At 67.5% G+C, this 25,392-nt stretch carries 20 protein-coding genes, 2 tRNA genes and 1 pseudogene; 11 read left to right on the top strand and 12 right to left on the bottom strand.

The window, feature by feature from the left end:
• Window positions 1-20: 20 nt before the first annotated feature.
• From WS91_RS12940 to WS91_RS12930, 3 genes are all read left to right on the top strand, one after another.
• Window positions 21-1,058 carry a quinone-dependent dihydroorotate dehydrogenase gene (locus WS91_RS12940; RefSeq protein WP_059670374.1) on the top strand — a complete coding sequence of 346 codons (1,038 nt, stop codon included), beginning with the start codon at window positions 21-23 and terminating at the stop codon, window positions 1,056-1,058.
• A 109-nt stretch (window positions 1,059-1,167) separates the two neighbouring features.
• Window positions 1,168-1,962 carry a cystine ABC transporter substrate-binding protein gene (locus WS91_RS12935; protein ID WP_038743188.1) on the top strand — a complete coding sequence of 265 codons (795 nt, stop codon included), beginning with the start codon at window positions 1,168-1,170 and terminating at the stop codon, window positions 1,960-1,962.
• A gap of 130 nt (window positions 1,963-2,092) precedes the next feature.
• The gene (locus WS91_RS12930) at window positions 2,093-2,752 is read left to right on the top strand and encodes an amino acid ABC transporter permease (protein WP_038743190.1); all 660 of its coding nucleotides are present in this window, start codon (window positions 2,093-2,095) and stop codon (window positions 2,750-2,752) included.
• Between the two features lie 67 nt (window positions 2,753-2,819).
• Here WS91_RS12930 and WS91_RS12925 read toward each other — a convergent pair whose 3' ends face one another.
• The 6 genes from WS91_RS12925 to rnr form a co-directional block, all read right to left on the bottom strand.
• A complete protein-coding gene (locus WS91_RS12925; RefSeq protein WP_059670373.1) occupies window positions 2,820-3,803 on the bottom strand; it encodes a Gfo/Idh/MocA family protein in 984 nt (327 codons plus the stop codon).
• A gap of 102 nt (window positions 3,804-3,905) precedes the next feature.
• Window positions 3,906-4,619, bottom strand: a complete 714-nt coding sequence (locus WS91_RS12920; RefSeq protein ID WP_038743194.1) for a FadR/GntR family transcriptional regulator — start codon at window positions 4,617-4,619, stop codon at window positions 3,906-3,908.
• Between the two features lie 340 nt (window positions 4,620-4,959).
• Window positions 4,960-5,655, bottom strand: coding sequence for a ribose-5-phosphate isomerase RpiA (rpiA, locus tag WS91_RS12915; protein ID WP_059670423.1), 696 nt, complete (start codon window positions 5,653-5,655; stop codon window positions 4,960-4,962).
• Window positions 5,656-5,868: 213 nt separating this feature from the next.
• Window positions 5,869-6,771, bottom strand: a complete 903-nt coding sequence (locus WS91_RS12910) for an N-acetylmuramoyl-L-alanine amidase (protein WP_059670372.1) — start codon at window positions 6,769-6,771, stop codon at window positions 5,869-5,871.
• A gap of 349 nt (window positions 6,772-7,120) precedes the next feature.
• The gene (gene rlmB / locus WS91_RS12905) at window positions 7,121-7,864 is read right to left on the bottom strand and encodes a 23S rRNA (guanosine(2251)-2'-O)-methyltransferase RlmB (protein WP_038743197.1); all 744 of its coding nucleotides are present in this window, start codon (window positions 7,862-7,864) and stop codon (window positions 7,121-7,123) included.
• A gap of 135 nt (window positions 7,865-7,999) precedes the next feature.
• Window positions 8,000-10,435 (bottom strand): ribonuclease R, encoded by a 2,436-nt coding sequence (gene rnr, locus WS91_RS12900; RefSeq protein ID WP_059575156.1) that lies wholly within the window; start codon window positions 10,433-10,435, stop codon window positions 8,000-8,002.
• 226 nt (window positions 10,436-10,661) lie between these two features.
• Between rnr and WS91_RS12895 the strand changes: the two genes are divergently transcribed.
• The 3 genes and pseudogenes from WS91_RS12895 to WS91_RS12885 form a co-directional block, all read left to right on the top strand.
• Window positions 10,662-10,746 (top strand) — tRNA-Leu (locus tag WS91_RS12895).
• 157 nt (window positions 10,747-10,903) lie between these two features.
• A tRNA-Leu gene (locus tag WS91_RS12890) sits at window positions 10,904-10,990 on the top strand.
• A 540-nt stretch (window positions 10,991-11,530) separates the two neighbouring features.
• Window positions 11,531-12,575, top strand: a pseudogene (locus WS91_RS12885) (PA domain protein); the annotation flags it as partial.
• Window positions 12,576-12,807: 232 nt separating this feature from the next.
• Here WS91_RS12885 and WS91_RS12875 read toward each other — a convergent pair.
• The 3 genes from WS91_RS12875 to WS91_RS12865 form a co-directional block, all read right to left on the bottom strand.
• Complete coding sequence (locus WS91_RS12875) at window positions 12,808-14,520, bottom strand: SulP family inorganic anion transporter (RefSeq protein ID WP_059670370.1); 1,713 nt, start codon at window positions 14,518-14,520, stop codon at window positions 12,808-12,810.
• A gap of 46 nt (window positions 14,521-14,566) precedes the next feature.
• Window positions 14,567-15,193, bottom strand: coding sequence for a ParB-like protein (locus WS91_RS12870; protein ID WP_059575113.1), 627 nt, complete (start codon window positions 15,191-15,193; stop codon window positions 14,567-14,569).
• Between the two features lie 131 nt (window positions 15,194-15,324).
• On the bottom strand, window positions 15,325-15,897 hold the full coding sequence (locus WS91_RS12865) for a GNAT family N-acetyltransferase (protein ID WP_038743203.1): 573 nt from the start codon (window positions 15,895-15,897) through the stop codon (window positions 15,325-15,327).
• 340 nt (window positions 15,898-16,237) lie between these two features.
• Here WS91_RS12865 and WS91_RS12860 point away from each other — a divergent pair, with 340 nt between their 5' ends.
• The 4 genes from WS91_RS12860 (at window position 16,238) to WS91_RS12845 (ending at window position 21,660) form a co-directional block, all read left to right on the top strand.
• Window positions 16,238-17,464, top strand: a complete 1,227-nt coding sequence (locus WS91_RS12860; protein WP_038743205.1) for an MFS transporter — start codon at window positions 16,238-16,240, stop codon at window positions 17,462-17,464.
• A gap of 217 nt (window positions 17,465-17,681) precedes the next feature.
• Complete coding sequence (locus tag WS91_RS12855) at window positions 17,682-18,659, top strand: TetR/AcrR family transcriptional regulator (RefSeq protein ID WP_059670369.1); 978 nt, start codon at window positions 17,682-17,684, stop codon at window positions 18,657-18,659.
• A 182-nt stretch (window positions 18,660-18,841) separates the two neighbouring features.
• On the top strand, window positions 18,842-20,620 hold the full coding sequence (locus WS91_RS12850; RefSeq protein WP_059575117.1) for an AMP-binding protein: 1,779 nt from the start codon (window positions 18,842-18,844) through the stop codon (window positions 20,618-20,620).
• 56 nt (window positions 20,621-20,676) lie between these two features.
• Complete coding sequence (locus WS91_RS12845; protein ID WP_038743210.1) at window positions 20,677-21,660, top strand: DUF1571 domain-containing protein; 984 nt, start codon at window positions 20,677-20,679, stop codon at window positions 21,658-21,660.
• Window positions 21,661-21,790: 130 nt separating this feature from the next.
• On the opposite strand, the gene WS91_RS12840 is transcribed toward WS91_RS12845, so the two are convergent.
• Complete coding sequence (locus WS91_RS12840; RefSeq protein WP_059575158.1) at window positions 21,791-22,060, bottom strand: PXPV repeat protein; 270 nt, start codon at window positions 22,058-22,060, stop codon at window positions 21,791-21,793.
• 305 nt (window positions 22,061-22,365) lie between these two features.
• Here WS91_RS12840 and hfq point away from each other — a divergent pair, with 305 nt between their 5' ends.
• Complete coding sequence (hfq, locus tag WS91_RS12835) at window positions 22,366-23,034, top strand: RNA chaperone Hfq (RefSeq protein WP_038743212.1); 669 nt, start codon at window positions 22,366-22,368, stop codon at window positions 23,032-23,034.
• 158 nt (window positions 23,035-23,192) lie between these two features.
• On the opposite strand, the gene WS91_RS12830 is transcribed toward hfq, so the two are convergent.
• Window positions 23,193-23,909, bottom strand: coding sequence for a DUF2968 domain-containing protein (locus tag WS91_RS12830; protein WP_059575119.1), 717 nt, complete (start codon window positions 23,907-23,909; stop codon window positions 23,193-23,195).
• An 88-nt stretch (window positions 23,910-23,997) separates the two neighbouring features.
• On the bottom strand, window positions 23,998-25,389 hold the full coding sequence (locus tag WS91_RS12825) for a sigma 54-interacting transcriptional regulator (RefSeq protein WP_059575121.1): 1,392 nt from the start codon (window positions 25,387-25,389) through the stop codon (window positions 23,998-24,000).
• Window positions 25,390-25,392 lie beyond the last annotated feature (3 nt).

Below are 25,392 nucleotides of genomic sequence, written 5' to 3'. Positions count from 1 at the left end.
CGGCTGCCGCCGCCTCTTCCGTGTTCAGCTCCCTCTATCCGCTTGCCCGCGCGTCTCTCTTCAAGATGGACGCCGAGGACGCCCATCATCTGACCCTGCGCATGCTCGGCGCCGCGGGCCGCACCGGCCTCGCGTGCGCGCTCTCCTCGCACGTGCCCGACGCGCCGCGCACCGTGATGGGGCTCGAGTTCCGCAATCCGGTCGGACTCGCGGCCGGCCTCGACAAGGACGGCGCGGCGATCGACGGCTTCGCCGCGCTCGGCTTCGGCTTCATCGAGGTCGGCACGGTCACGCCGCGCGCGCAGCCCGGCAATCCGCGCCCGCGGATGTTCCGGCTGCCCGAGGCGCAAGCGATCATCAACCGGATGGGCTTCAACAACAGCGGCGTCGACCAGTTCGTGAAGAACGTGCAGGCGGCGCGCTATCGCGGCGTGCTCGGGCTGAACATCGGCAAGAACGCCGACACGCCGATCGAGCGCGCGGCCGACGATTACCTGTACTGCCTCGAGCGCGTCTATCCGTTCGCGAGCTACGTGACGATCAACATCTCGTCGCCGAATACGAAGAACCTGCGCCAGTTGCAGGGCGCGGGCGAGCTCGACGCGCTGCTCGCCGCGCTGAAGGACAAGCAGCGGCGTCTCGCCGACCTGCACGGCAAGCTCGTGCCGCTCGCGCTGAAGATCGCGCCGGACCTCGACGACGAGCAGGTGAAGGAGATCGCCGCGACGCTCTTGCGCCACCAGATCGAAGGCGTGATCGCGACCAACACGACGCTGTCGCGCGACGCCGTGAAGGGCCTGCCGCACGCCGACGAAGCGGGCGGGCTGTCCGGGCGGCCGGTGTTCGACGCGTCGAACGCGGTGATCCGCAAGCTGCACGCGGAGCTCGGCGACGCCGTGCCCATCATCGGCGTGGGCGGCATCTTCTCCGGCGAGGACGCGCGTGCGAAACTCGCGGCGGGCGCGTCGCTCGTGCAGGTGTACACGGGCTTCATCTATCGCGGCCCGGCGCTCGTCGCCGAATGCGTGAAGGCGATCGCTCGCGAGCAAGCGCGGTGATATAGAAATAAACAAACGATATTTAGATATCGATTGTTATTTCGCTACCATTGCGCGATCGATATCAGGGCCTCATCGAAGACCCCCTCCCAGGCAAGGAAACAACACAATGAAAATTGCGTCGCTGAAGAAGCTTCTGGTCGCCGGCCTGATCGGCGCGTCGTTCGTCGCCGCCACCGCGCACGCGGCGGATCTGCTCGACGAAGTCAAGCAACGCGGCACGCTGCGGATCGGCCTCGAAGGCACGTTCCCGCCGTTCAACTCGAAGAACCCGCAAGGCGAGCTCGTCGGCTTCGACGTGGACATCGCCAAGGCGATCGCCGCGAAGCTCGGCGTGAAGCCCGAATTCGTCACGACCGAATGGAGCGGCATCATCGCGGGCCTGCAGGCGGGCAAGTTCGACGTGATCGTCAACCAGGTCGGCATCACCGACAAGCGCCGCGAAACGCTCGACTTCTCGCCGGCGTACACCTACTCGTCCGCGCAACTGATCCAGCGCAAGGACGACGCGCGCCAGTTCAAGTCGCTCGAAGAGCTGAAGGGCAAGAAGCTCGGCGTCGCGCTCGGCACGAATTACATGGACATGGCGAAGTCGGTGCCGGGCATCGACGTGAAGACGTATCCGGGCGCGCCCGAGTATCTGCGCGATCTCGCGGCCGGCCGCCTCGACGCGGCGCTCAACGACCGCCTGATGCTCGCGTACCTGACGAAGAACTCGCAGCTGCCGCTGCGCCCGGGCGCGAACGTCGGCTCGGCGAATCCGTCCGGCATCCCGTACAAGAAGGGCAACCCGAAGTTCGCGAAGGCGATTGCGGACGCAATGGCGCAACTCGAATCCGACGGCACGTTCACGAAGATCTCGGACAAGTGGTTCGGCATCGACGTGACGAAGCCCGTCAAGTGAGCGCGTAAGCTCGTCGTCGCGCCGCCCGCGTCCGGCGGCAAACGAGGGCGGCATCCGCAACGGTGCCGCCCTTTGCATTGCGCGTCCGGTTTATGATTGCGCTTTCGCGTAAGCCTCGTCACCGCTTCACATGCCGATCACTTCCCTCCTCGCCCAATCGCTCCCGGTCCTCCTCCAGGGCGCGCTTTTGACCGTCAAGTTCGCCGTGCTGTCGATGGTGCTCGGCCTCGTCGGCGCCGTCGCGCTCGCGCTAATGGGCATCGGCCGCAGCGCGGTGCTGGCCGGCGTCGCGCGCGCGTACGTGAGCGTGATGCGCGGCACGCCGCTCCTCGTACAGATCTTCGTCGTCTACTACGGACTGCCGAGCCTCGGCATCTCGCTCGATCCGACGCCCGCCGGCGTAATCGCGCTGTCCGCGAACGTCGCCGCTTACATGTCCGAAAGCATGCGCGGCGCGATCAACGGGATCGACAAGGGGCAATGGCTCGCCGCCTACAGCCTCGGGCTGTCGTGGCGGCAGACGCTGCGCTACGTGATCGGCCCGCAGGCGCTGCGCATCGCGGTGCCGAGCCTGTCGAACAGCCTCATCAGCCTGATCAAGGACACGTCGCTCGTGTCGGTGATCACCGTCACCGAGCTGCTGCGCAGCGCGCAGGAAATCATCGCGTCGACCTATCAGCCGCTGCCGCTCTATCTCGCGGCGGCCGGCGTCTACTGGGTGCTGTGCCAGATTCTCGAATGGGTGCAGCGCTGGTACGAACGCCGGCTCGCTTTGCCGAGCCGGCATTGATCGCGCGTGCGACGCCGCCGCGCGCCACAAGCGCGGCGGCGCGCAGGTCCAGCGCCCACGTCGCCCGTCAATCCATCGGATAGCGCACGCCGAGCGCCGCGCGCGCCGCATCCGTCATCGCGATCATCCGCCGCGAATGATCGTGCGTCATCACCGGGCTTTCGAGCTCCCCCGCGCGCAGCAGCTCGCAGAAGTGCGCGATCTCGTAATTGAGGCCGCCGCCGTCGAACGGCTCGTCGAGCTCGACGACGCGGCCGTCCGCATAGCGGATCGTCGCCCGCGCGGGGTTCCACCAGTTTTCGTGAATCGTCACGTAGCCGCCCGCGGCCGCGAGGAGCGCGTCGCCGCGCCCCATCACGTCGAGCCCGCAGAAAAGCTGCGACACGCCACGCTCGTGCCGCGCGTTGACGCTCGCGAACACGTCGACGCCCGTCGCGCCGACGCGACCGAATGCCTGCACGTCGAGCGGCGCGCCCAGCCAGTCGACAGCGAGAAACATTTCGTAGACGCCGATGTCGAGCAGCGCGCCGCCCGCCTGCTCGAAACGGTAGACGGGATGATCGGCCGGCACCGTCGATGACGCGCAGCCCGCACGCACGAGCGCGACGTCGCCGATCGGATCGCGCTCGAGATGCGCGCGCAGCTTTCGGTACAGCGGATAGAACGGCGGCTTCATCGCCTCCATGAACAGGCGCTTCGCGGCGCGCGCGTCGCAGAGCACCGCATCGAGCTCGCGCGCGTTGACGGTCGCGGGCTTTTCGCAGAGCACTGCCTTGCCGGCCGCGAGCGCCGCGCGCGCGTAATGCGCGTGGCTGTCGTTCAGCGTCGCGATGTAGACGGCGTCGATCTCGGATGCGAAGAGCGCGTCGACGCTCGCGCACGGCGCGCCGCCGTGCGCGTCGCAGAACGCGGCGGCCGCGTCGACGCGGCGCGCCCACACGTGCGAGAGCACGGCATCGCGCACGTGCGCGATGCTCTGTGCGAACCGGCGCGCGATGCTGCCCGCGCCGACGATGCCGAAACGAATCGGCGTCGGTTGGTAATCGGTCATCGAATCAATTCCGTGTCGCTGAGGATATCCGGCGTCGGACTCGCAGCCCGGCCGGCCGTCATGATAAACGGCCGGCCTCCGGCGTGCGACACGGCGCGGCGCTCAGTTGCGCTCGGGCATCTCGACCGCGAAGTCGCGCATCTCCTCCGCCGTGTAGTCGATCAGCTCGAGCGCGGCCGCTTCCGCCTCGCGCGCATCGCGCCGCTCGATCGCCTCGACGACCCGCCCGTGCGACTTGAGCGCGAGCGCGCGAATATCGTCGCGCTGGCTCATTCGCGGGTTCACGACGCGCAGCGCGCCGCGAATGATCGCCGCCATTTGTTGGAAGAACTGATTGCCGCTCGCATGCACGATGCGCGTATGCAGCAGCTCATCCGCCTCGTCGTATGCCGGCGTCCCCGGCTCGGCCAATTTGAACAGCTCGAATGCCTCCCGAATGCCTGCGATTTCGGCCGCCGTCGCACGGCTTGCCGCCTGAGCGGTCGCGCGCGGCTCGATCAGCGTCCGGAACTCGATCACGTCGCGCAGGAACTGCCGATCGGGCTTCGCCCGGAAACGCCAGTTCACGACATCTTCGTCGATCATCCTCCAATGGCTCATCGGCCGAACGCGCGTGCCGACCTTCGGGCGCACGTCCAGCATGTCGCGCGCCAGCAACATCGAGAGCGCTTCGCGCATCACGGTGCGACTGACGTCGAACTCCTTCGACAACACGTCCTGCGGCGGCAACACGCCCCCATACTTGTCCTCGACGATTCCCGTGACAAGCCCATCCATCACTTTACTGACCAGTGACCGGTCCTTTCCCTGCTCCATGAGACCTCTCCCCGAACATCACCTGTGTTGGCACAATGCCCTCGCAGTCTCGCCGGCCCTCTGTATCGAAATGACATGACTATCAGCCTTTGTTCTTATGAACGATACGTTGCTGAGTTCGTCGCAATTCCGCTATCTGGTAAACACCTGACAGGGTAATCCCTCTTACTATATCCAGAAAAAAAACAGCCCTAAAAAAATAGGTCCAGCAAGCTTGTTGCAAGCTCGCTGGACCTCGGATCGAAGGCCTGCCGAAAGCGTCGGCAATCTGAATTTATTGAGATTGGATTTAACCGACTTTATTGCTTTCGCACAGCAAATTCATTTTCAAATGATTGAATTAACGCCGCACGTAGCGGAGCGTTTCGACGCCTTGCGCGGTGCCGAGCAGGCACAGATCCGCGCCGCGTTCGGCGAACAGGCCGACCGTCACGACGCCGGGCCAGCCGTTGATCGTCGCTTCGAGCGCGCGCGGATCGTCGATTCGCAGGCCCTTCACGTCGAGAATCTCGTTGCCGTTGTCGGTGAGGTACGGCGCGCCGTCCTGCTTCACGCGCAGCACGGGCACGCCGCCGAGCGCGGCGAGCCGGCGGCCGATCGCGGTGCGCGCCATCGGCACGACCTCGACGGGCAGCGGAAACTGGCCGAGCACCGCGACGCGCTTGCTCGCATCGGCGATGCAAACGAACGTTTCGGCGACCGAAGCAACGATCTTCTCGCGCGTGAGCGCGCCGCCGCCGCCCTTGATCATCGCGCCGCTCCCGTCGATCTCGTCCGCGCCGTCGACGTACACCTGCAGCGACTCGATCTCGTTCAGATCGAACACCTTGATGCCATGCGACTTCAGGCGCTCCGTCGTCGCGACCGAGCTCGACACCGCGCCGCGATAGCGATCCTTGACGGCCGCGAGCGCGTCGATGAAGCAGTTGGCGGTCGAGCCCGTGCCGACGCCGATCACCGCGCCTTGCGGCACGTTGTCGGTCACGTATTGGGCGGCGGCCTCGCCGACGAGGCGTTTGAGTTCGTCTTGTGTCATGAGAAGCGTCGAGCAATCGAAGTGCGAAAAGCGCAAGTTTACCGGAGACGCTCCGCTTGACGGCCTTTTTTGATGCGATCGCGACGGCGAAGCCACGCGCGGCGCCGACGCCCGCCGTTTCTCAGATTGACAATCGCTCGGCCGCGTTGACGCTCGCCCACGCGGCCGCGTCGAATCGGGCGGCGCGCTCGCGTGGCCGCCCGTCGAACGCGTTCACTGCGCCGCCACCCCGCTCGCCGCGCTTGCGCCGTCCGTCGCCACGTCGCGCTCGGGCGCCGGCTGCGACGACATGTACTTGTCGAGCAGCGCCTGCGCGATCGCGTCGGTTTCCGCATCGGGATTGCCCGCGTAGTCGGTTGGCCGGAAATGCATCTGGAACGCGGCGATCACGCGCCGCGCGCGATCGTCGAGCACGCCGTCCGTCGCGACGTCATAGCCGTAGCGCGCGAGCTTCAGTTGCAGTTCGCGCACGTCGACGAGCGACTTCGGCGGCCGGCCCGCGAGGCGCGCGGCGACGGTCGCGTCGTCGGGCCACGCACCGACGCCCGCTTTCGCAAGCGCGCGCCACGGGAACAGCGGGCCGGGATCGATCTTGCGCTGCGGCGCGATGTCGCTGTGGCCGACGACGCGCGTCGGCGGAATCTGGTAACGGGTGACGATATCCTTCGCAAGCCGAACGATCGCGTCGACCTGCGCGGGCGGATACGGCGCCCACATGCGGCCGTGCGGCGTATCGATCGGGCCGCGATTGACGTTCTCGATGCCGATCGACACGCCGTTCAGCTCGGTCGCGCCCTGCCACGAGCTCACGCCCGCGTGCCACGCGCGCTCGCTTTCCGGCACGAGCTGATAGACGACGGGCAAGCCGCGCTCGGTGCGCGGCGCGTCGGACACGACGTAATGCGAGCTCACGTTTTCCTGCGTGAGCACGTGCAGTGACTGCGCTTCGCCGATCTCGGTGTAGTGCATGACGAGGAAGCGAATGCGCGAATCGACGCTGCGCGCGGGCAGGCTCGTGTCGGCGTAGTAGTCGCCGTGATTGACGAGCGTGGGCGCCGTACAGGCGGCGAGCAGGCTGAGGCTCGCGAGAAGCGCATGGCGCAAAGGGATTTTCATGATGACGGCGCTCGATGAATCTGCGGTCGTCGGGACGATTCGACCCGACACGAGCGCCCCATTCTAGACGCTTCGTCGATCGTATTCTTGCGCGTTTTGCGCCTGTTTTACGGGAACTGCGCGCGGTGCGGCGATATGACGGCTGCGCGTCACGACGAAAACGGAAGCGTGCGGGCGTCGCGATCGACCCGGCCCGACGCTCGCGCTCCGCGACCGGACTCGCGCTTGCGGCGGCGATACGCGCGAGCGCGCCGCCTCGCATGCCGCCGGCGTTCGCCGTCGCGCGTCACGCACGAAGCGGCGCGCATCGCTCATAGTCGGCGGCGCGCGCACGCGCCGCGCGCTTTGCTTATTTCTTCGCGCCTCGCTGCCGCACGGCTTCGTACAGGCACACGCCGCTCGCGACCGACACGTTCAGGCTCTCGACGCTCCCCGCCATCGGAATGAACATCACTTCGTCGCACGTGTCGCGCGTCAAGCGCCGCATCCCCTCGCCTTCCGCGCCCACCACGAGCGCCACCGGGCCGTCGAGCTTCGTGTCGTAGAGGCTCGCCGTCGCATCGTCCGACGTGCCGATCACCCACACCCCCGCGTCCTTCAGCTCGCGCAGCGCCCGCGCGAGGTTCGTCACCGTGATGTACGGCACCGTATCGGCCGCGCCGCTCGCGACCTTCGCGGCGGTCGCGTTGAGTCCGGCCGCGCGGTCGCGCGGCGCGATGATCGCGTGCGCGCCTGCCGCGTCGGCGACGCGCAGGCATGCGCCCAGGTTGTGCGGATCGGTCACGCCGTCGAGCACGAGCAGAAGCGCCGGCCCCGCGATCCCGTCGAGCAGCTCGGCGAGGTTCTGCGCGAGCGGCAGATCCTCGACGCGCGCGACGACCCCCTGGTGGCGCTCGGTGTGCGCGAGCCCCCAGAGCCGCGTCTCGTCGGCGGCGATGAGACGCACGCCCGCTTCCTTCGCGGTCTGCAGGAAGTCCTGCATCCGGCGGTCGCGGCGCGTCGCATCGTAGAACACCTCCGCGACCGTCGACGCATCGTGCCGCATGCGCGCGGTCACCGCATGAAAACCGTAGAGAACCTTCAGACGTGACATGGCTGGAACAACCTTCGATCAAAACGCGCGGCCGCGCATTGCACGGCCGCATTGAAAATGGAAAGCGCCGCGCGCCCTTCCGGGTGCGCGGCGTCTCGATCAGTCGGCGCCGCCTCTCGCGGGCGGCGCGCTCGATCAGTACTTCTTGCGCGAACGCGCCTTCTTCGCGGCCGGCTTGGACGCGGCGCCCTTCTTGCGCGCCGCCCGCGCCTCATTCACCGCCGCGCTCGGCGCGCTCGCGGCCTTCTTGCGCCGCGCGGGCCCTTCCGCGGGCGGCAGCGAACGCACGCGCGGCCCGGCGGCTTCGGCAGCCGCCGCCGAAGCCGCCGGCCGCGGCGCCTTGACGGGCGTTTCGCGCACGAGCCGGAAATCGATCTTGCGCGCGTCGAGGTCCACGCGGCTCACCTGCACGCGCACGCGATCGGACAGCCGATAGCGGATGCCCGTGCGCTCGCCGCGCAGCTCGTTCTTCACTTCGTCGTACTGGAAGTAGTCGGCGCCGAGCTCGGTCACGTGCACGAGGCCTTCGATGAAGAGCGCGTCGAGCTGCACGAAGATGCCGAACGACGTGACGCCGTTCACCATCCCGCCGTACTCCTCGCCGAGCTTGTCGCGCATGAAATAGCACTTGAGCCACGCTTCGACGTCGCGCGACGCCTCGTCCGCGCGCCGCTCGTTCGACGAGCAATGAAGCCCGAGCTCTTCCCAGATCGCCGTGTTCGACCGCGCGCGGCCGCGCGCCTCGTCGTCCTCGCGCTGCATCGCGCGGGCCCGCGGCGACAGCGCGGTGTTGAGCTCGACGCCTTCGGGCGACTTCGGTGTGTACTTCTTGCCGGACAGGATCGCGTAGATCGCGCGGTGCGTGAGCAGATCGGGATAGCGGCGGATCGGGCTCGTGAAGTGCGCGTACGCGTCGTACGCGAGGCCGAAGTGGCCGATGTTGTCGGGGCTGTAGACCGCCTGCTGCATCGAGCGTAGCAGCATCGGCTGCAGCATCTGCGCATCGGGCCGATCGCGGATGTGCGCCATCAGCGCCGCATAGTCGCTCGCGTGCGGCGTGTCGCCGCCGCCCAGCGTGAGCCCCATGTCGCGCAGGAACGCGCGCAGGTTCTCGAGCTTCTCGGGCGTCGGGCCCGCATGCACGCGGTAGAGGCCCGGATGCTTGTTGCGCTTGAGGAAATCGGCCGCGCAGACGTTCGCGGCAAGCATGCATTCCTCGATCAGGCGATGCGCGTCGTTGCGCTGGCGCGGCAGGATCTGCTCGATCTTGCCTTGCGCGTTGCAGACGATGTACGTCTCGGTCGTGTCGAAATCGATCGCGCCGCGCTTTTGCCGCGCGGCGAAGAGCGCCTTGTAGACGCCGTACAGGTTCTGCAGGTGCGGCATCAGCTCGGCGCGGCGCGCGGCCTCCGGCCCCTTCGTGTTCGCGAGCACCGCGGCCACTTCGGTATACGTGAGACGCGCGGCCGAGTGGATCACGGCCGGATAGAACTGATACGCCTTGATGTCGCCGCGCGCGTTGATGATCATGTCGCACGCGAGCACGCAGCGGTCGACCTGCGGATTCAGCGAGCACAGCCCGTTCGACAGCTTCTCCGGCAGCATCGGAATCACGCGGCGCGGGAAGTAGACCGACGTGCTGCGCTCGACCGCGTCGCCGTCGAGCGGGCTGCCCGGCTGCACGTAGTACGACACGTCGGCGATCGCGACGATGAGCCGGAAACCTTCGCCACGGCCGACCGCGACGGGCTCGCAGTATACGGCGTCGTCGAAGTCGCGCGCGTCCTCACCGTCGATCGTGACGAGCGGCACGTCGCGCAGATCGACGCGATAGCGCAAATCCGCGGGCCGCACCTTGTCCGGCAGCGCCGCGGCTTCGCCGAGCGCGTGCGCGCCGAATTCGTGCGGCACGCCGTACTTGCGCACCGCGATCTCGATCTCCATGCCGGGATCGTCGATGTCGCCGAGCACCTCGACGACGCGGCCGAGCGGCTGCGAATGGCGGCTCGGAAAATCGGTGAGCTCGACCACGACGACCTGCCCGACCTTCGCCTTCTTCACGTTCTGCGTGACGAGGATGTCGTGGCTGATCCGCTTGTCCTCGGGCGCGACGATGAGCGCGCCGTTCTCGTTCAGCAGACGCCCGATCACGCGCTTGTTCGCACGCTCTGTCACCTCGACGACATGCCCTTCCGGCCGCCCGCGCCGATCATAGCCGACGATCCGCGCGAGCACGCGGTCGTTGTGCATGACCTTCTGCATCTCGGCGTTCGGCAGGAACAGGTCGTCCTGGCCGTCGTCGCGGATCACGAAGCCGTAGCCGTCGCGATGGCCCTGCACGCGGCCCGCGACGAAGTTGGACGGATGCGTCAACTGATAATGTCCGCGCTTGTCGAGACGGATCTGACCGTCGCGCTCCATCGCGGCGACGCGACGGAAAAATCCTTCGCGCTCCTGACGCTTGATCGACAGCGCTTCAGCGATGTCGTTCGCCGCAAGCGGCGCGTCGCTCGTGCGCAGCACGCCGAGAATCTCTTCGCGGCTCGGAATGGGATACGGATACTTGCTCAAGGGCTTGTCGATGATTTTTCTCGTTGCGTTTGGCTTGCGCGACCGCGGCAAGCGGAGCCGAACGGGCGCGCCGCTCATGCCGCCCCATTCTAACACCCGCCGCCGCACCGAACGGACCGCACGCCGCGTGTTGCGCGGGATGCGCCGCGCCCTGCGCGCACGATGAAAAAGTGTTGACAGGCTCATTCGACCGTCTATAATTGCGGTCTTTGCAGCACACGCACCTGCCCAGGTGGCGGAATTGGTAGACGCACTAGTTTCAGGTACTAGCGGGTAACTCCGTGGAGGTTCGAGTCCTCTCTTGGGCACCAGATTCGAAAAAGCCAGCTTGCGCTGGCTTTTTCTTTTTGTGTGAGGCTGCCTATGTCTCGTGAAAACTGTCTTCAATGAATTTTTGGTCTCTCCCTAAATTTCTGTTGACAGAATTCATAAGACGTCTAAAATAGCGGTCTTGCTCGATGCAGCAGTGCCCAGGTGGCGGAATTGGTAGACGCACTAGGTTCAGGTCCTAGCGGTGGCAACACCGTGGAGGTTCGAGTCCTCTCCTGGGCACCATCTCTTATCGAGCAAAACAACGAACCCCGTAACGCATCGCGTACGGGGTTTTTTGTTTCTCGCACACGCCGCGCCGTTCGATCGCGTCTCGTGTGATATCGGCGGCATGCATCGCGCATGCGACGCCATCGCGATCGTCGCCGCTTCATCGCCGCGCGTCCGTGTCGCTCCGTCCTTGCGTCCTCTTCGTCCGCTCTTCGCTCCGCTTTGAACCCGGCCGAGCCGGCCCGTCACGCGACCTCGCTCGGGACAACCAACGAAACGCTTTCACGTCACCCACACCGCACATCCGATGCGCGCGGCGCTCGCAATGGCACGAACGCATGCTCGCGTTGCCGAGCGCCGCGCAAGACGGTCGGCGCAATTCGCAAGCGTGCGCCGATCCGCGTCCGAACGCGCCTGCGCCCGCCGCGGAGCGCGCGCCATGTCGCTTTACCGGTGCATCACATTTGATCTTCGCCGTCCCCATTCGTATAACGATCACGCGCCCGACGCACTTTCAGCACACGAATCCGAGACCCGGCGCGAGCCGGCAAGCCGGGCGCGTTCTTCCGCGAGCGCGCGCTGCGCGTGTTCGATCCGGACAACGCGTTCCCGCCGTCGGCGCCGTACGTGCGCACGAGCTTCATGCTCGGCGCACTCACCGCGATGCTCGACGCGCTGCAGGCGGCGGGCGCGGCCGGCGTCGTGATGATCGCCGACACGTCCGCCGCCGAGGCGACCAGGCTCTATGCACCGTACGACGGCCGGCCGCGACGTGCGCCCGGCCTGTTCGTCGATCGCGCGACGGGCGCAAAGCTCGTCGCGCTCGCGAAGCGCGGCGCCACGCTCAGGCTGCCGCTCGACGCGAGCGTCGAGCGCGTGCAAACGCGCAACCTGATCGGCATCATCCCCGGCGCGACTGACGAGCTGACCGTCGTCAACAGCCACACCGACGGCACGAACGGAATCGAGGACAACGGCCCGAACGCGATCGTCGCGATCGCGCAGTACCTGTACCGCCTGCCCCGCGCGGCGCTGCCGCGCACGATCATGATCATGCTGTCGAGCGGGCACTTCGCGGGCGGGCTCGGCATCGAGGATTTCCTCGCTCGCCACGCGCACGACGGGCTCGTCGCGCAAATCGCGTGCGTCGTCACGATCGAGCATCTGGGCGCGCAGGAATGGCTGCCGAATGCGCGCGGCGCGCTCGCGCCGACCGGCCGCGCGGAGCCGGCGGCGCTCTTCATGCCGCCCGTGCCCGCGCTCGTCGACGCGGCCGACGCGCTGGTGCGCCGCGCGAACGCCGCGCCCGCGTTCGTGATGCCGCCGCTCAATCCGAACGGAGGCGGCAGCGCCGACGACGCCGCCTGGCCCGGCGAGGGCCAGTATTTCTGGGGCCGCGGGCGCGTGCCGACGATCAACGTCATCACGGGCCCGACGTATCTCCTCAACTACGGACGGCGTGACGACCGCGGAGAAGATCGACTATGTGCGCCTGCGCCGCGAAATCGCGGCGACGACGCAAACGCTGCTCGATCTGTCACGCGTGCCGTTCTCCGAATTGCGCGCGGTGCGGCCGGGCATGCGCGCGGCCACACTGTGACGCTTGCGCTCGCGCGCCGACGGGCGCCGACGGGCGCCGACGGGCGCCGACGGGCGCCGACGGGCGCCGTAAGCGCGAGGCATGCGAACGGACGAACCGAGCGGCCGCCGGCGCGATGCACAAACGAAGCGGGGCGACACGAAGCGGCACGGAGCGACACGATCGGCCGGCGCGACGATCGCGCCGCGCGCATCGGCGCCATGCACGCGCGGCGGCGGACGCCGCCGACGCATCACGCATGCTGAGGCTCGCCCGCCGCCAGCAGTTGCAGGCTCTCGTCGACGCTCAGCTCGGACAGCGCGCCCGCCCGCAGCGCTCCGTCGGCCGCGCGCTGAAGCACGCGCAGCACGTTCGGCTTCAGGCGCACGAACACGAGGCGCCAGCCGCGCGCGTCGCATTCGGCGGCGAACGTCTTCAGCGCTTCGATCGTCGTGCCGTCGATGTCGGGCGATTCCTCGAGGCTCAGTATCACCGTGTGCACGGGCGGCTGCGCATCGCGCGCGAGATGCCGCACCATGTTCAGCACGCGCTCCGCGTTCGCGAAGAAGAGCTGCGCCTCCGGCCGCACGATCACCACGCCCGGGATCGGCTTCGCATCCTCGTGCATCGACACGTCGACGAAATCGTGGCTCTCGCGCAGCCGTCCAAGCACGCTCACGTTCGGCTCGGACAGTTGCCGCAGCGTCAGCAGCAAGCTCACGCCGATCGCGGCGAGCAGGCCGTGCAGCACGCCGAGCACGATCACGGCCGACAGCGCGGCGATCACGACGATCCGGTCGCGACGCCATGCCCAGTACGGCCGGAACACTTCGGGATGCAGAGAATGGCTGACCGCGAAGATCACGATCGCGGCGAGCACGGGCTCCGGGATGCGCGCGAGCTGCGGCAGCAGCAGCCAGACGATCAGCGCGATCACGGCCGCCGCGAAGAGGCCCGCCATGCGCGTCTGCGCGCCCGCCGCCTCGTTCGCCGACGTCGCCGAATAGCCGGCGCCCACGGGCATTCCGTGCAGCAGCCCGGAGACGAGATTCGCGCAGCCGAGCGCGACGAGATCGCGGTTCGGCGAAATCGCGTCGCCATGCTTGAGCGCGAAGTTGCGAATCGACCCGTACGACTCCGCGTACAGGATCAGCATCAGCGCGAAGCCGAACTCGGCCGTCTGCATCCATGCGGAGCGGCCGAGCACCGGCATCCCGAACGCGAGATTCTGCAGGTCGATCGTGCCGACGACCGCGATCCCGTAGCGATGCCAGTCGATCCAATAGCCGGCCGCGATGCCGAGCACGATGACGACGAGCGTCGCCGGCACGCGCGAGCGCCGCCCGAGCGCGAACAGGATCGCGAGCGCCGTCGCGCCGAGCGCCGCGCTGTGCACGTTGCCGTTCGGAATCCCGAGCAGCAGGTCGAACGCGAAGCGCAGCGTATCGCTGTGGTGGATCGGCACGTCGAGGATCTTCGGCAACTGCTTGATCACGATCGTGAGCGCGAGGCCGAACGTGAAGCCGCGCAGCACCGGGCGCGCGATGAAATCCGACATGCCGCCGAGGCGCGCCGCGCCCGCGAGGATGAACAGGATGCCCGTCGTCGCGACGAGCGCGGCCGCTAACAGAAGTTGCGCGGCGACGTTCGGCCCGGCCTCGGAAATCACGGTCGCGGCGAGCACGACGGCCGACGACGATGTCGCCGACACGATCGCGAAACGGCTGCTGCCCGCGATCGCATAGACGACGAGCCCGGCCAGCAGCGCGATGAGCCCCGCCTGCGGCGGCAGGTTCGCGAGCCCCGCGTACGCGACCGCCTCGGGAATCAGCAGGCCCGCGATCGACAGCCCGGCGAGTGCGTCGAGCGCCGTGCGGCGGCCGCGCGGCGCGGGCGGCGCGTCGAGCGCGGCGAAATGCTCGGCCTGCTGAGGCGGCGCGTCGATACGCTTCGTACGAGAGTCCATGCGCGCTCCGTGTTCGTTGTCCGTCGATCGAATGAGGACGCGGCGCTCAGCGCGGCGCCGCGATCACGCCGGACCATCCCGGCAGATAGCGCGCCTCCTGCGTGTGCGCGTGGCCGAGCGCCGCTTCGAGCGCCGTCGCGAAATCCTTGCGGATCTGCGTCAGCGCGATTTTCGGGCGCAGGAAATCGGCCCACAGGAATTCGCTGAACGGCGTCGCGTCCTTCGCGTAGCCGCCCGCCGTGCGCAGTTCGCCCGCCAGGCTGCGGTAAGGATCGTCCTTCAGGCCGACGAGCGACTTCGGCAAGCGGGCGTAGTCATGGCGCACGCCGTTCGTGCCGAACGGATGCACCCACTGGTTGTGCTCCATCATCCGCCAGAAGATCGTTTCGTCGAGCCATGACAGATCCTTCAGCAGCATCGCCCTCACCTCGGTCACGCCCTCTTCGATGAGCGCGAGCCCGAGATGATGATGATCGGTGATGAAGTACTCGCCGCCCGGCCCCAACACGGCCGGAAACCAGTGCGAATCGATCGCGGCCTTGCGCGCCTTCTTGCCGAGCGATTTCCAGTGCTTGCGCTTCGCCTTCACTTCGCGATACCCGACCGTGATCTGCGTCGGGCGCAGCGCGTCGAGCTTGGCGGGGATGAGATGCACGTCGTGGCCGATCGTCATGGTGGGACTCCCGAATAGGATGTCGGCAACGATACATGGGATCGGCGCTCGCGTTAATACCGCATTGCCCCCGAGGCTTGCGCAATGCGTACTGCCGCACGGAGCGCGGCGCGCGCGGCGGCACCCGGGCGTCAGCGGCGGGCCGCGACAGTCGAAAGAGTCGCGAGGTCCGCGCGCTCGAGCCGGTGACGGACGTACGGGATGCCGTCCTGCACGATGCCGACGCGCCGCATCCCGAGCTTGCGCGCGACGTGCAGCGACGCGTCGTTCTGCGCGGCGATGTCCGCGACGATGCGCGGCAGCCTGACCGTCTCGAACGCATGCCGCACGACGCGCCGCGCGGCTTCGCTCGCGATCCCGCGCCCCCATGCTTCGCGCACGAGGCGCCAGCCGATCTCGACGTCGCGGCCGCCTTCGGCGAAATCGGGAATCAGCAGCGTCCAGCCGACGAAGCGCTCGGGCCGCGCCTTCTCGAAGATCGACCAATAGCCGAGGCCGGGCGGATACGCGCGCGTGATCCGATGCTCGACGAAACGGCGATGCTCGAGCGGATCGCTCCACGGACCGGCGATGTGGCGCGTCACGTCCGGATCGCGATCCATCGCGATGCATGCGTCGAGGTCGGCGAGCATGCGCGGGCGCAGCCACAAGCGATCGGTTTCGAGAACCGGCAGCGCCGGGAGAGCTTGCGAATCCGAATCCATCTGTAAGCACATGAAAGAAAGAGGACGGCGCTACCTTAGCATCGCCCGCCGCATCGCGAAAACCGCGGCGAATCGCGCCGGTTCGCACGCGCAGCCGGGCGATCCCGCGCCGTTCGCTCGACGCGATGCGGCGCGACGCGATGAGCTCGACGTGACGAATGCGGCGCACACATCGGTTACGTCCTGGGCACCAAGGTATTTCATAGGGATAAATCCGGATCGGATCGTTCAGAGCCCTCACGCGCGCGATGAGCGGCGTACACTCGCATTACCGCCTGCGCGCAGCGCCAGCCGGACGGTGCGGGCCACGACGGCGCTTTCCCTCGAGGAGACCGCCGCCATGACCATGAGCTGGACCCGGGAACAACGCAACGTCACGATCGCCGCCTACCTCGGCTGGACGCTCGACGCATTCGATTTCTTCCTGATGGTTTTCGTGCTGAAGGACATCGCCGCCGAATTCAACACGAAGATTCCCGCCGTCGCGTTCGCGATCACGCTGACGCTCGCCGCGCGCCCGATCGGCGCGCTGATCTTCGGCCGCCTCGCCGATCATTTCGGCCGCCGGCCGACGCTGATGATCAACATCGCATGCTATTCGCTGCTCGAGCTCGCGTCCGGCTTCGCGCCGAGCCTGGCCGCGCTGCTCGTGCTGCGCACGCTGTTCGGCGTCGCCATGGGCGGCGAATGGGGCGTCGGCTCCGCGCTGACGATGGAAACGATCCCGACGCGCGCGCGCGGCGCCGTGTCGGGCCTGCTGCAGGCGGGCTACCCGAGCGGCTATCTGCTCGCGTCGATCGTCTTCGGCCTCTTCTACCAGTACATCGGCTGGCGCGGCATGTTCATGATCGGCGTGCTGCCCGCGCTGCTCGTGCTGTACGTGCGCGCGAAAGTGCCCGAGTCGCCCGCGTGGAAGCAGATGGAAAAGCGCGCGCGCCCGAGCCTCGTCGAGACGCTCAAGCAGAACTGGAAGCTGTCGATTTACGCAGTCGTGCTGATGACCGCGTTCAACTTCTTCTCGCACGGCACGCAGGATCTCTATCCGACATTCCTGCGCGAACAGCATCACTTCGATCCGCACACGGTGTCGGGGATCACGATCGTGCTGAACATCGGCGCGATCGTCGGCGGGCTCACGTTCGGCTGGCTGTCGGAGCGCATCGGCCGCCGCCGCGCGATCTTCATCGCAACGATGATCTCGCTGCCCGTGCTGCCGCTTTGGGCGTTCTCGACCGGCGTGCTCGCGCTCGCCGCCGGTGCGTTCCTGATGCAGATCTCGGTGCAGGGCGCATGGGGCGTGATCCCCGTGCATCTGAACGAGATTTCGCCCGACGAGATTCGCGCGACCTTCCCCGGCTTCGTGTATCAGCTCGGCAATCTGCTCGCGTCGGGCAACGCGACGATGCAGGCGCAACTCGCGGTCAATCACGGCAACGACTACAGCATGGCGCTCGCGACGGTCGCGGGCATCGTCGCCGTCGTCATCTGCGTTTTAATTGTGTTCAGCCGCGAGCGACGCGGGATCGACATGACGCAGGCGGCCGCGATGAGCCCGACGACGGGATAGCGCCCGCACGCGGCGGCGCACCATTGCGCAAGCGCGCGCCGTACTGCGCGCGGCGCGTGATTCATGCTGCATTGCACTGAACGCTCTAGAGGAATTTGTCCATAAAGAACGCTTGCCGCCGCCCCGCACCGCTTTTTATCTTAATGAAAACAGCTGTTTCAATTACAGATTTGAATCGCTTGTTCGCGTACCGGGAAACCGGCAAGGGAGGCGGAACATGGCAGTTCGACAGGCCAGCCGGCAATCCGGCGGGACGAAGGCGCGCATCCTCGATGCGGCCGAAGATCTTTTCATCGAGCATGGCTTCGAAGCGATGTCGATGCGGCAAATCACATCGCGCGCAGCGGTGAATCTTGCCGCGGTCAACTATCACTTCGGTAGCAAGGAAGCGCTCATCCACGCGATGTTGTCGCGGCGCCTCGATCAGCTGAACGAGGAGCGCCTGCGCATCCTCGATCGGTTCGACGCGCAACTCGGCCCGCACGTCACGTGCGAGCACGTGCTGGGCGCGATGTTCATTCCGGCGCTGCAGGCGTCGCGCGATCCGCAACGCGGCGGCCGCGCATTCCTCAGACTCATCGGCCGCGCGTACACCGATCCGTCGGCGTTCGTGCGCAATTTCCTGACCGCGCACTACGCGAGCGTCGCCGGCCGCTTCTTCGACGCGTTCCAGCGCGCGCTGCCGAACCTGCCGCGCGCGGAGCTCGGCTGGCGGCTGCACTACGCGATCGGCGCGCTGTCCGGCGCGCTCGCGGGCGCGGAGACCGAAAGCCTCATCGACGAATTCACGCAAGGCCGCTCGATGAACGACGTGCAAATGATCGCGCGGCTGTCGTCGCTGATCGTCGCCGCGCTGAAGGCGCCGATGCCCGACACGGCGCAGCTCACGATCTTCGCGTCGGTGCTCGACGGCGCTGCGGCGTCGGCCGACGCGACGCATCCGGCCGAGCCGGCGGCGGCGGCGGCGGCAGGCGCCGCCGTTGCCGCCATCGCGCCGTCCGCGCCCGCCGCCGCACCGGAGATCGCGCCGGCCGCCGTTTCGGCGCCCGCGCCGAACCCCGCGCCGCCGACGTCGGCCGCTGCGACACCCGCCGCGCCGATGCCGACCGCCGCTGCGGCTGCCGCCGCACCGTGCATTGAACCGATCGCGGCCGAGCCCATGGTCGCGGCCGCGCACGAAACCCACGCGACCTGATCGAGGTCCAACGCTGCGAGCATCGGCCGCGTGGCACGCGGCCGAGCGCGGCGGCGCCGGGCGCGTCGCGATCCGACGCCCCGCCCGATCGCCCACCCCGGCTGCGCGGCGCACCGCGCATCGCGCCTTCGACGCCCGCGCGTCGGCCCATCATAACGATTCAGCGATTCAGGAGACAAGCGATGACCGCCCCCGTTGCGCCCGCGCCCGCCCACGCCCACACGCAAGCACCGAACACCGACGGCATCTGGCATGCGTCGTACCCGAAAGGCGTGCCGCACGACATCGACGTCACGCAGTACGAATCGCTTGCCCAGTACTTCGACGAATGCACGACGCGCTACGCTGAGCGCGTCGCGTTCATCAGCGCGGGTGCGCGGCTCACCTACGCGGCGCTCGCGCACAAGGCGGTCGCGTTCGCGTCGTACCTGCAGAGCCTCGGCGTGAAACCCGGCGACCGCGTCGCGATCATGCTGCCGAACACGTTCCAGTATCCGGTCACGCTGTTCGGCGCGCTGAAGGCGGGCGCGATCGTCGTGAACGTCAACCCGCTCTACACGGTGCGCGAGCTCGCGCATCAGCTGAAGGACTGCGGCGCGCAGACGATCGTCGTGTTCGAGAATTTCGCGAAGACGCTCGAGGACGCGCTGCCCGAAACGCAGATCAAGCACGTCGTCGTGACCGCGCTCGGCGATCTGCTCGCCGACGGCCTCAATCCGAAAGGCCGGCTGATCAACTTCGTGCTCAAGCACGTGAAGAAGCTCGTGCCGCCGTACCGGCTGCCGCAGGCCGTGCGCCTGCGCGCGGCGCTCGCCGCCGGCGCGCGCAAGGCGCCGGCGCCCGTCGCGCTCAAGCGCGACGACCTCGCGTTCCTGCAGTACACGGGCGGCACCACGGGCGTGGCGAAAGGCGCGATGCTCACGCACGGCAACCTGATCGCGAACCTGCTGCAGGCGAAGGCGTGGATCGAGGATCAACTGACGGGCGACGTCGAAACGGTGCTCACGCCACTGCCGCTCTATCACATCTATTCGCTGACGGTGAACGCGTTCATCTTCCTCGGCCTCGGCGGTCGCAACATCCTGATCGCGAATCCGCGCGACACGAAGATGATGATGAAGATCCTGCGCCACGAAACCTTCACGGGCATCACCGGCATCAACACGCTCTACAACGCGTTCCTCGACAACGAGGAATTCCGCAAGCGCGACTTCTCGAAGCTCAAGCTCGCGATGGCGGGCGGAATGGCGATGCAGCGCGCGGTCGCCGAGCGCTTCGAGCAGGTGACGGGCTGCCCGATCGTCGAAGGCTACGGGCTCACCGAGTGCTCGCCGATCGTCACGATGAACCCGTACGACGTGAACGAGAAGCGCGCGTTCAGCGGCTCGATCGGGCTGCCCGCGCCGTCGACGATCGTGCGCTTTCGCAAGGAGGACGGCGCGTGGGCGAACGTCGGCGAATCGGGCGAGCTATGCGTGCACGGCCCGCAGGTGATGCGCGGCTACTGGCAGCGCCCCGACGAAACCGCGAAGGTGATCGACGCCGACGGCTGGCTCGCGACGGGCGACATCGGCGTGATGGACGAACGCGGCTTCATCCGCCTCATCGATCGCAAGAAGGACATGATTCTCGTGTCGGGCTTCAACGTCTATCCGAACGAGATCGAGGACGTGCTCGTGTCGCATCCGGGCATCCGCGAGGCGGCGGCGATCGGCATTCCCGATCCCGTGCACGGCGAGCGCATCAAGGTGTTCGTCGTGCCGCGCGACGCGTCGCTGACGGTCGAGGACGTGCTCGCGCACTGCCGCAAGAACCTGACGGGCTACAAAATGCCGAAGGCGGTCGAATTCCGCGACGCGCTGCCGCAGACCAATGTCGGCAAGATCCTGCGCCGCGCGCTGCGCGACGAGGAACTCGCGAAGCTCGCGAAAGCGCCGGCGAATCCGTCGGCGCGGCATTGATTCGGCCAACCGAGGCACGACCACACGAATTTTCGAACGCGTTCTGGGAGGAATGCATGTCACACGCGTCACCGCAGCACCCATCTTCGTCGCAGCGAACGCGATTCGCGCGGCGCCGGCTCGTCGCCGCTTCGGCCGCGAGCGCACTCGCGCTTACGCTCGCGCTCGGGTTCGCCGGCGGCGCCGCGCACGCGCAGTCAAGCGCAGGCGCCGACGCGCACGCCGCCGTCGAATCCGGCGCGCCCGACGCCGCGCTTGCGCCCGAGCTCGCGAAGGTCGCGAAGCTCCCCGTCGACCAGCAGGCGCGCTGGCTGCGCACGGCCGCGCGCGAAGGCGCGCTCGAAAAGCTCGACGACGCAATGCTCACCGCGCTCTTCAAGTCGCTCGATCCGCAGACGGTGCCCGAGTACGTCGCCGCGGGCCCGATCGGCTACTCGTCGTACGAATTCACGATGCTGCGCCAGGAGCGCCTCAGCGGCAAATGGTCCGATACGCCCGATCACATGCTCGTCAAGGTGACGCGCGGGCCGCTGCGCGTGTACGCGAAGTGGCTGCCGGACAGCGCGCACTCGGGCCAGGAAGTGATCTACGACTCGACGAAGCGCGCCGACGAGATGTACGGCCACCTGGGCGGCCTGCTCGGCAAGGTGCCGATGTGGACGGCGCTCGACGGCGCCCTCTCGCGCGCGCAGTCGAACCACCAGGTGCGCGATCTCGGCACCGAGTTCGTCGCGAACCTGTATTTGAGCGAGGCGAAGAAGTACCGCGAAGCGGGCGTGCTGAAGCCGACGCACGTCGAGGCGAAAACGATCAAGGGCGTGCGCGTCGTCGCGCTCACCTACGAGACGCCCGGCGGCCGGCCGCAGTTCTACGCGAAGAAGGAAACGCTCGGGCTCGATCTGCGGCAGCCGTATTTCCGCACCGTCGAGTCGTACGACAACGACGGGCGCGTGTTCGAGAAGGTCGTGTTCGAGAGGATCACGCCGAAGTCGTTCGACGAAACGGCGTTCGATCCGAAGAATCCCGAGTACAAGTTCTGAGCCGTCATCGTTTCGTCACGAATCGCCAAGACGGGCGCCCATGAAAAACGCCGCGCGGCCTTGGCGGCCCGCGCGGCGTTTCGCTGCGTCGGCACGGCGGCCGGCCTGCCCGGCCGGGCCGCCCGCAGGGTCAATCGTCATCGTCGTGATGGCGGTGCCACTTGCGCCAGTGCTTGCGCTCGTGCTTCCAGTAGTCTTCGTCATCGTCGCCGCGCCACCCGTACGCCGGATATCCGACGACGGCGGGCTGCGGCGCGACGTAGACGGGCTGCGGCGCCACGTACACGGGCGCGACCGGCACGCCGACTCCGATCGACAGATCGACGCCGCCCGCCGTCGCGGCACCCGATACGGCGAGCGCCGCGACGCCCAGCATCATGCTCGTCAGTAACTTTTTCATGTTCGTCACCTCGTTTCGCCGGCTCTGCCGGCTTCATGCATGGACTGTAGCCGCCCCGTCCGCCGCCAGGTGAAACGGCCTTGCGAGAGCTGTAACGCGACGTAACGGAAGTGCGCGCAAACACGCACTGGCCGATCGGACGGATCGCGCAAATCGCCCGGACCGTCTATAGTGGGTAACGGTTAGACACAAACGCTCGCGCGCGCATCGGGTTCGAACAGGGTAAAATCCCGCCAAACGCTGTGTAAGTTCGCATGCGGCGAAACGCATAACTCTTAATTGACGCCGGCACCTGCCGCTTTTTAATGGCCAATCCTGCAGAATCCCATCCGCAAAACGACTTCATCAATGCCGCGCGCAAGGAACGCAAGCGCGTCGAAATTTATCTCGTCAACGGCATTCGCCTGACGGGATGCATCGAGTCGTTCGACCAGTATCTGGTGATGCTGCGCACGCCCGTCGGCCTGCAAGGCATCTATAAACGCGCCATTTCGACGATTCAGCTCGATACGGGCGGCTCCCGTCCGGGCGGCCCGCGCGGCCCGCGTCCGGGCGGCGGCCATGGCGGCGGTCGCCCCGGCGGGCGCGAAGGCGGCGGCCACGGTCCGTACGGCTCGCACGGCGGCTCCCGCGAGCCGCGCGGCGAAGGCGGCGGTTACGGCGCACGCGAATCCCGCGGCGACGGCGGCGGCTACGGCTCCCGCGATTCCCGTGGCGACGGCGGTTACGGTGCGCGTGAGCGCGGCGACGGCGGCTACGGCGCACGCGAACGCAGCGACGGCGGCTACGGCTCCCGTGAACCCCGCGACGGCTACGGCTCCCGCGAGCCGCGCGAACCCCGCGAATCGTACGGCGCGCCGCGCGAGCCGCAAGATGGCGTGTCGACGCCGTCCGGCGCACAGGAGCGCAACGGCAACGGCCCCGTGATCGTCACGCGCCGCCGCCGCTCGCTCGGGCCGACGGACGGTCAATAAGCCGACTCCGTCCAAACAAAAAGGGCAAGCCGTTCATCGCGGCTTGCCCTTTTTTCGTCAAGCGTCGCTTCACATCGAGCGTCGCGAGTTCGCGCCGCCGCGAAAGCCGGCGCTTGCGCGAAGCGAAGCCGTCCGGCTCCGCCCCGCTCCATTTGCGATCAACGCGCCTTCGGCAATCCAGCGTCGGCCTGCCGTTGCAGCGAGCGCACTTGCTGTTGCAGCTTGCGCAATTGATCTTGCCGCTCGTTGCGCTGATCGCGCAGCGCAACCGTCTCGTCAAGCTTGTCCTTCTGCCGGCTCGCGACGGCCGCCCGCTGCTCGCGCGCGATGTTCAGATCGGCCTGCAACCGGTTCGCCCGCTCCTGCGCGGCGGCGATCTGCCGGTCGGCCTGCGCCTTCTGCGACTCGAGCTTCGCGGCCTGCAGCTCGTTGACCGCGAGAGTCTCCGACTGCTTCGCGAAATCGCGGTAGACCGCCTCCGCACGCGCGTCGCTCGCCGTCTTGATCACGCGCCAGAACGCTTTTTGCTGAAACAGCGCGACGAAGTACGTGCCTTCGTCGACGTTGAGCAGCAGGCTCGCGCCGTAGCTGCCGTTGTACGTCGTGCGCATCTCGGTCAGTTCGCGCGCCTGGATTTGCCGTTGCAGCTCGTCGATCGTGCTCGCCCCGTTCGCGTCGGCGCTCGCGGCCGCCGTTGCGCCGGGCGCCGACAGATTGACGACGGCGCTCGCCGAGACGGCCGCCGCCGGCACCGGCACGGCGGACGCGGTCAACGCCGGCGATGCCTGCAACGCCCCGTCGGCGCTACCCAATGCCTGCGCATGCGCGCCGCTGAGGCCGCCCGCCGCCGCGATCGCGACGAAGACGCGCCCCATTCCCCGTATGTGGCTCATTATGTTTTTCCTGCTTCGATGTGTTGTCGTTATTCGAATGCATGTTGGTCGGCTGCGTCGCAGCCCTGCTTCATTCGCTTTCCCTGGCTTCGGGCTCCTCGTCGAAAATCTGATATTTGCGCATCTTTTCCCACAGCACCTTGCGGCTGATCCCGAGATGCTGCGCGGTATCCTGCCGACGCCAACCGTTCGCGTCAAGCGCGGCGATCACGCGGCTGCGCTCGGCCATGTCCCACTTGCTGCGATCGACGAACACGTCGGGCGCGCTCTCGGCCGGCACCGGCTGCGCGGCGCTGCGCGCCTGCGCGACGAGCCGCTGCAGCCGCGCCGTGTCCCAGCCGCCCGTCTGCCTCACCGTCACGCCGACGCGCTCGGCCAGGTTGCGCAGCTCGCGCACGTTGCCCGGAAAATACGAATCGGCGACCGCTTCGGCGAGCCAATATGGCAGCTCCGGCAGTGCGGCGAGGCGCTCCTCGCCGACGATCGACGCGACGAACGACTTGAACAGCGCGATCTTGTCGACGGGGCCGCGCTCCTCGAGCGACGGAATGCTGAGCTCGATCACCGCGAGCCGGTAGTATAGGTCCGCCCGGAACAAGCCGTCCTTGACGAGCTGCGGCAGCTTCTTGTTGCTCGCCGCGACGAGCCGGAAATCCACCTTGACGGGCGCCGTCGCGCCGATGCGCAGCACCGCGCCGTCCTCGAGCACGCGCAGCAGCTTGACCTGCTGGTAGAGCGGCAGATCGCCGACTTCGTCGAGAAAGAGCGTGCCGCCCGCCGCCTGCTCGAAGTAGCCCTTGTGCGTGCCCACCGCGCCCGTAAACGAGCCCTTGGCGTGCCCGAAGAACAGCGATTCGAACAGGCCGTCCGGAATCGCGCCGCAGTTCACGGGCACGAACTCGCCCATGCAGTAGCGCGAGTGCTTCTCGTGCAGCAACTGCGCGATCCGCTCCTTGCCGACGCCCGTCTCGCCGTGCAGCAGCACGTTCGTGTCGCAATCGGCGAACGTGTCGACTTCCTGCAGCAGTGCCTGCATGCACTCCGAATGCGCGACGAGCGTGCTCGGCTCGAGCGTCTTCGCCGCGTGCGCGCGCAGTTGCACCGCGAGCTTCGAGATCATGCCGCGCAGCTCCGCGCACGTGAAATCGAGCGGCAGGATATGCGAATACTCGGGCGGGTACAGCGACGTATCGTGATCGCGCGCGGCGCCGACCCAGACCACCGGCATGCCGATGTCCGCCTGCCAGCTGCGCAGGAACGCCGCTCCGGCCTCGATCATCGTGACGCTGATGATCGCGAGCGACGGGCGCATCGCGGTCCGCTCGGGCGAGACGACCTCGTTGTCGGCGCGGATCACCTCGACTTCGAAGCTCGACATGCAGCGCGCGACCCGGTCGACAATGTCGGCCTTGCCCTCCCAGACGTACAGGTCGAGTCCTTCGATTGCGTTCGTGTTTCTCATCGT

The sequence above is a fragment of the Burkholderia sp. MSMB1498 genome (assembly GCF_001526245.1).
GTDB classification, from domain to species: domain Bacteria; phylum Pseudomonadota; class Gammaproteobacteria; order Burkholderiales; family Burkholderiaceae; genus Burkholderia; species Burkholderia savannae.
The sequence above is the reverse complement of the archived record's forward strand: the minus strand, read 5'-3'. Positions and strand labels throughout refer to the sequence as shown.

What these genes read in the sequence shown, in the direction of transcription:
- WS91_RS12875 (WP_059670370.1), bottom strand. Translation starts at nt 14,520, where the DNA reads ATGGACTCTCGTACGAAGCGTATCGACGCGCCGCCTCAGCAGGCCGAG.
- WS91_RS12870 (WP_059575113.1), bottom strand. Translation starts at nt 15,193, where the DNA reads ATGACGATCGGCCACGACGTGCATCTCATCCCCGCCAAGCTCGACGCG.
- WS91_RS12830 (WP_059575119.1), bottom strand. Translation starts at nt 23,909, where the DNA reads ATGGGGCGCGTCTTCGTCGCGATCGCGGCGGCGGGCGGCCTCAGCGGC.
- WS91_RS12850 (WP_059575117.1), top strand. Translation starts at nt 18,842, where the DNA reads ATGACCGCCCCCGTTGCGCCCGCGCCCGCCCACGCCCACACGCAAGCA.
- WS91_RS12860 (WP_038743205.1), top strand. Translation starts at nt 16,238, where the DNA reads ATGACCATGAGCTGGACCCGGGAACAACGCAACGTCACGATCGCCGCC.
- WS91_RS12925 (WP_059670373.1), bottom strand. Translation starts at nt 3,803, where the DNA reads ATGACCGATTACCAACCGACGCCGATTCGTTTCGGCATCGTCGGCGCG.
- rpiA (WP_059670423.1), bottom strand. Translation starts at nt 5,655, where the DNA reads ATGACACAAGACGAACTCAAACGCCTCGTCGGCGAGGCCGCCGCCCAA.
- WS91_RS12840 (WP_059575158.1), bottom strand. Translation starts at nt 22,060, where the DNA reads ATGAAAAAGTTACTGACGAGCATGATGCTGGGCGTCGCGGCGCTCGCC.
- WS91_RS12920 (WP_038743194.1), bottom strand. Translation starts at nt 4,619, where the DNA reads ATGGAGCAGGGAAAGGACCGGTCACTGGTCAGTAAAGTGATGGATGGG.
- WS91_RS12845 (WP_038743210.1), top strand. Translation starts at nt 20,677, where the DNA reads ATGTCACACGCGTCACCGCAGCACCCATCTTCGTCGCAGCGAACGCGA.
- rlmB (WP_038743197.1), bottom strand. Translation starts at nt 7,864, where the DNA reads ATGTCACGTCTGAAGGTTCTCTACGGTTTTCATGCGGTGACCGCGCGC.
- WS91_RS12825 (WP_059575121.1), bottom strand. Translation starts at nt 25,389, where the DNA reads ATGAGAAACACGAACGCAATCGAAGGACTCGACCTGTACGTCTGGGAG.
- WS91_RS12935 (WP_038743188.1), top strand. Translation starts at nt 1,168, where the DNA reads ATGAAAATTGCGTCGCTGAAGAAGCTTCTGGTCGCCGGCCTGATCGGC.
- WS91_RS12855 (WP_059670369.1), top strand. Translation starts at nt 17,682, where the DNA reads ATGGCAGTTCGACAGGCCAGCCGGCAATCCGGCGGGACGAAGGCGCGC.
- WS91_RS12910 (WP_059670372.1), bottom strand. Translation starts at nt 6,771, where the DNA reads ATGAAAATCCCTTTGCGCCATGCGCTTCTCGCGAGCCTCAGCCTGCTC.
- hfq (WP_038743212.1), top strand. Translation starts at nt 22,366, where the DNA reads ATGGCCAATCCTGCAGAATCCCATCCGCAAAACGACTTCATCAATGCC.
- WS91_RS12930 (WP_038743190.1), top strand. Translation starts at nt 2,093, where the DNA reads ATGCCGATCACTTCCCTCCTCGCCCAATCGCTCCCGGTCCTCCTCCAG.
- WS91_RS12865 (WP_038743203.1), bottom strand. Translation starts at nt 15,897, where the DNA reads ATGGATTCGGATTCGCAAGCTCTCCCGGCGCTGCCGGTTCTCGAAACC.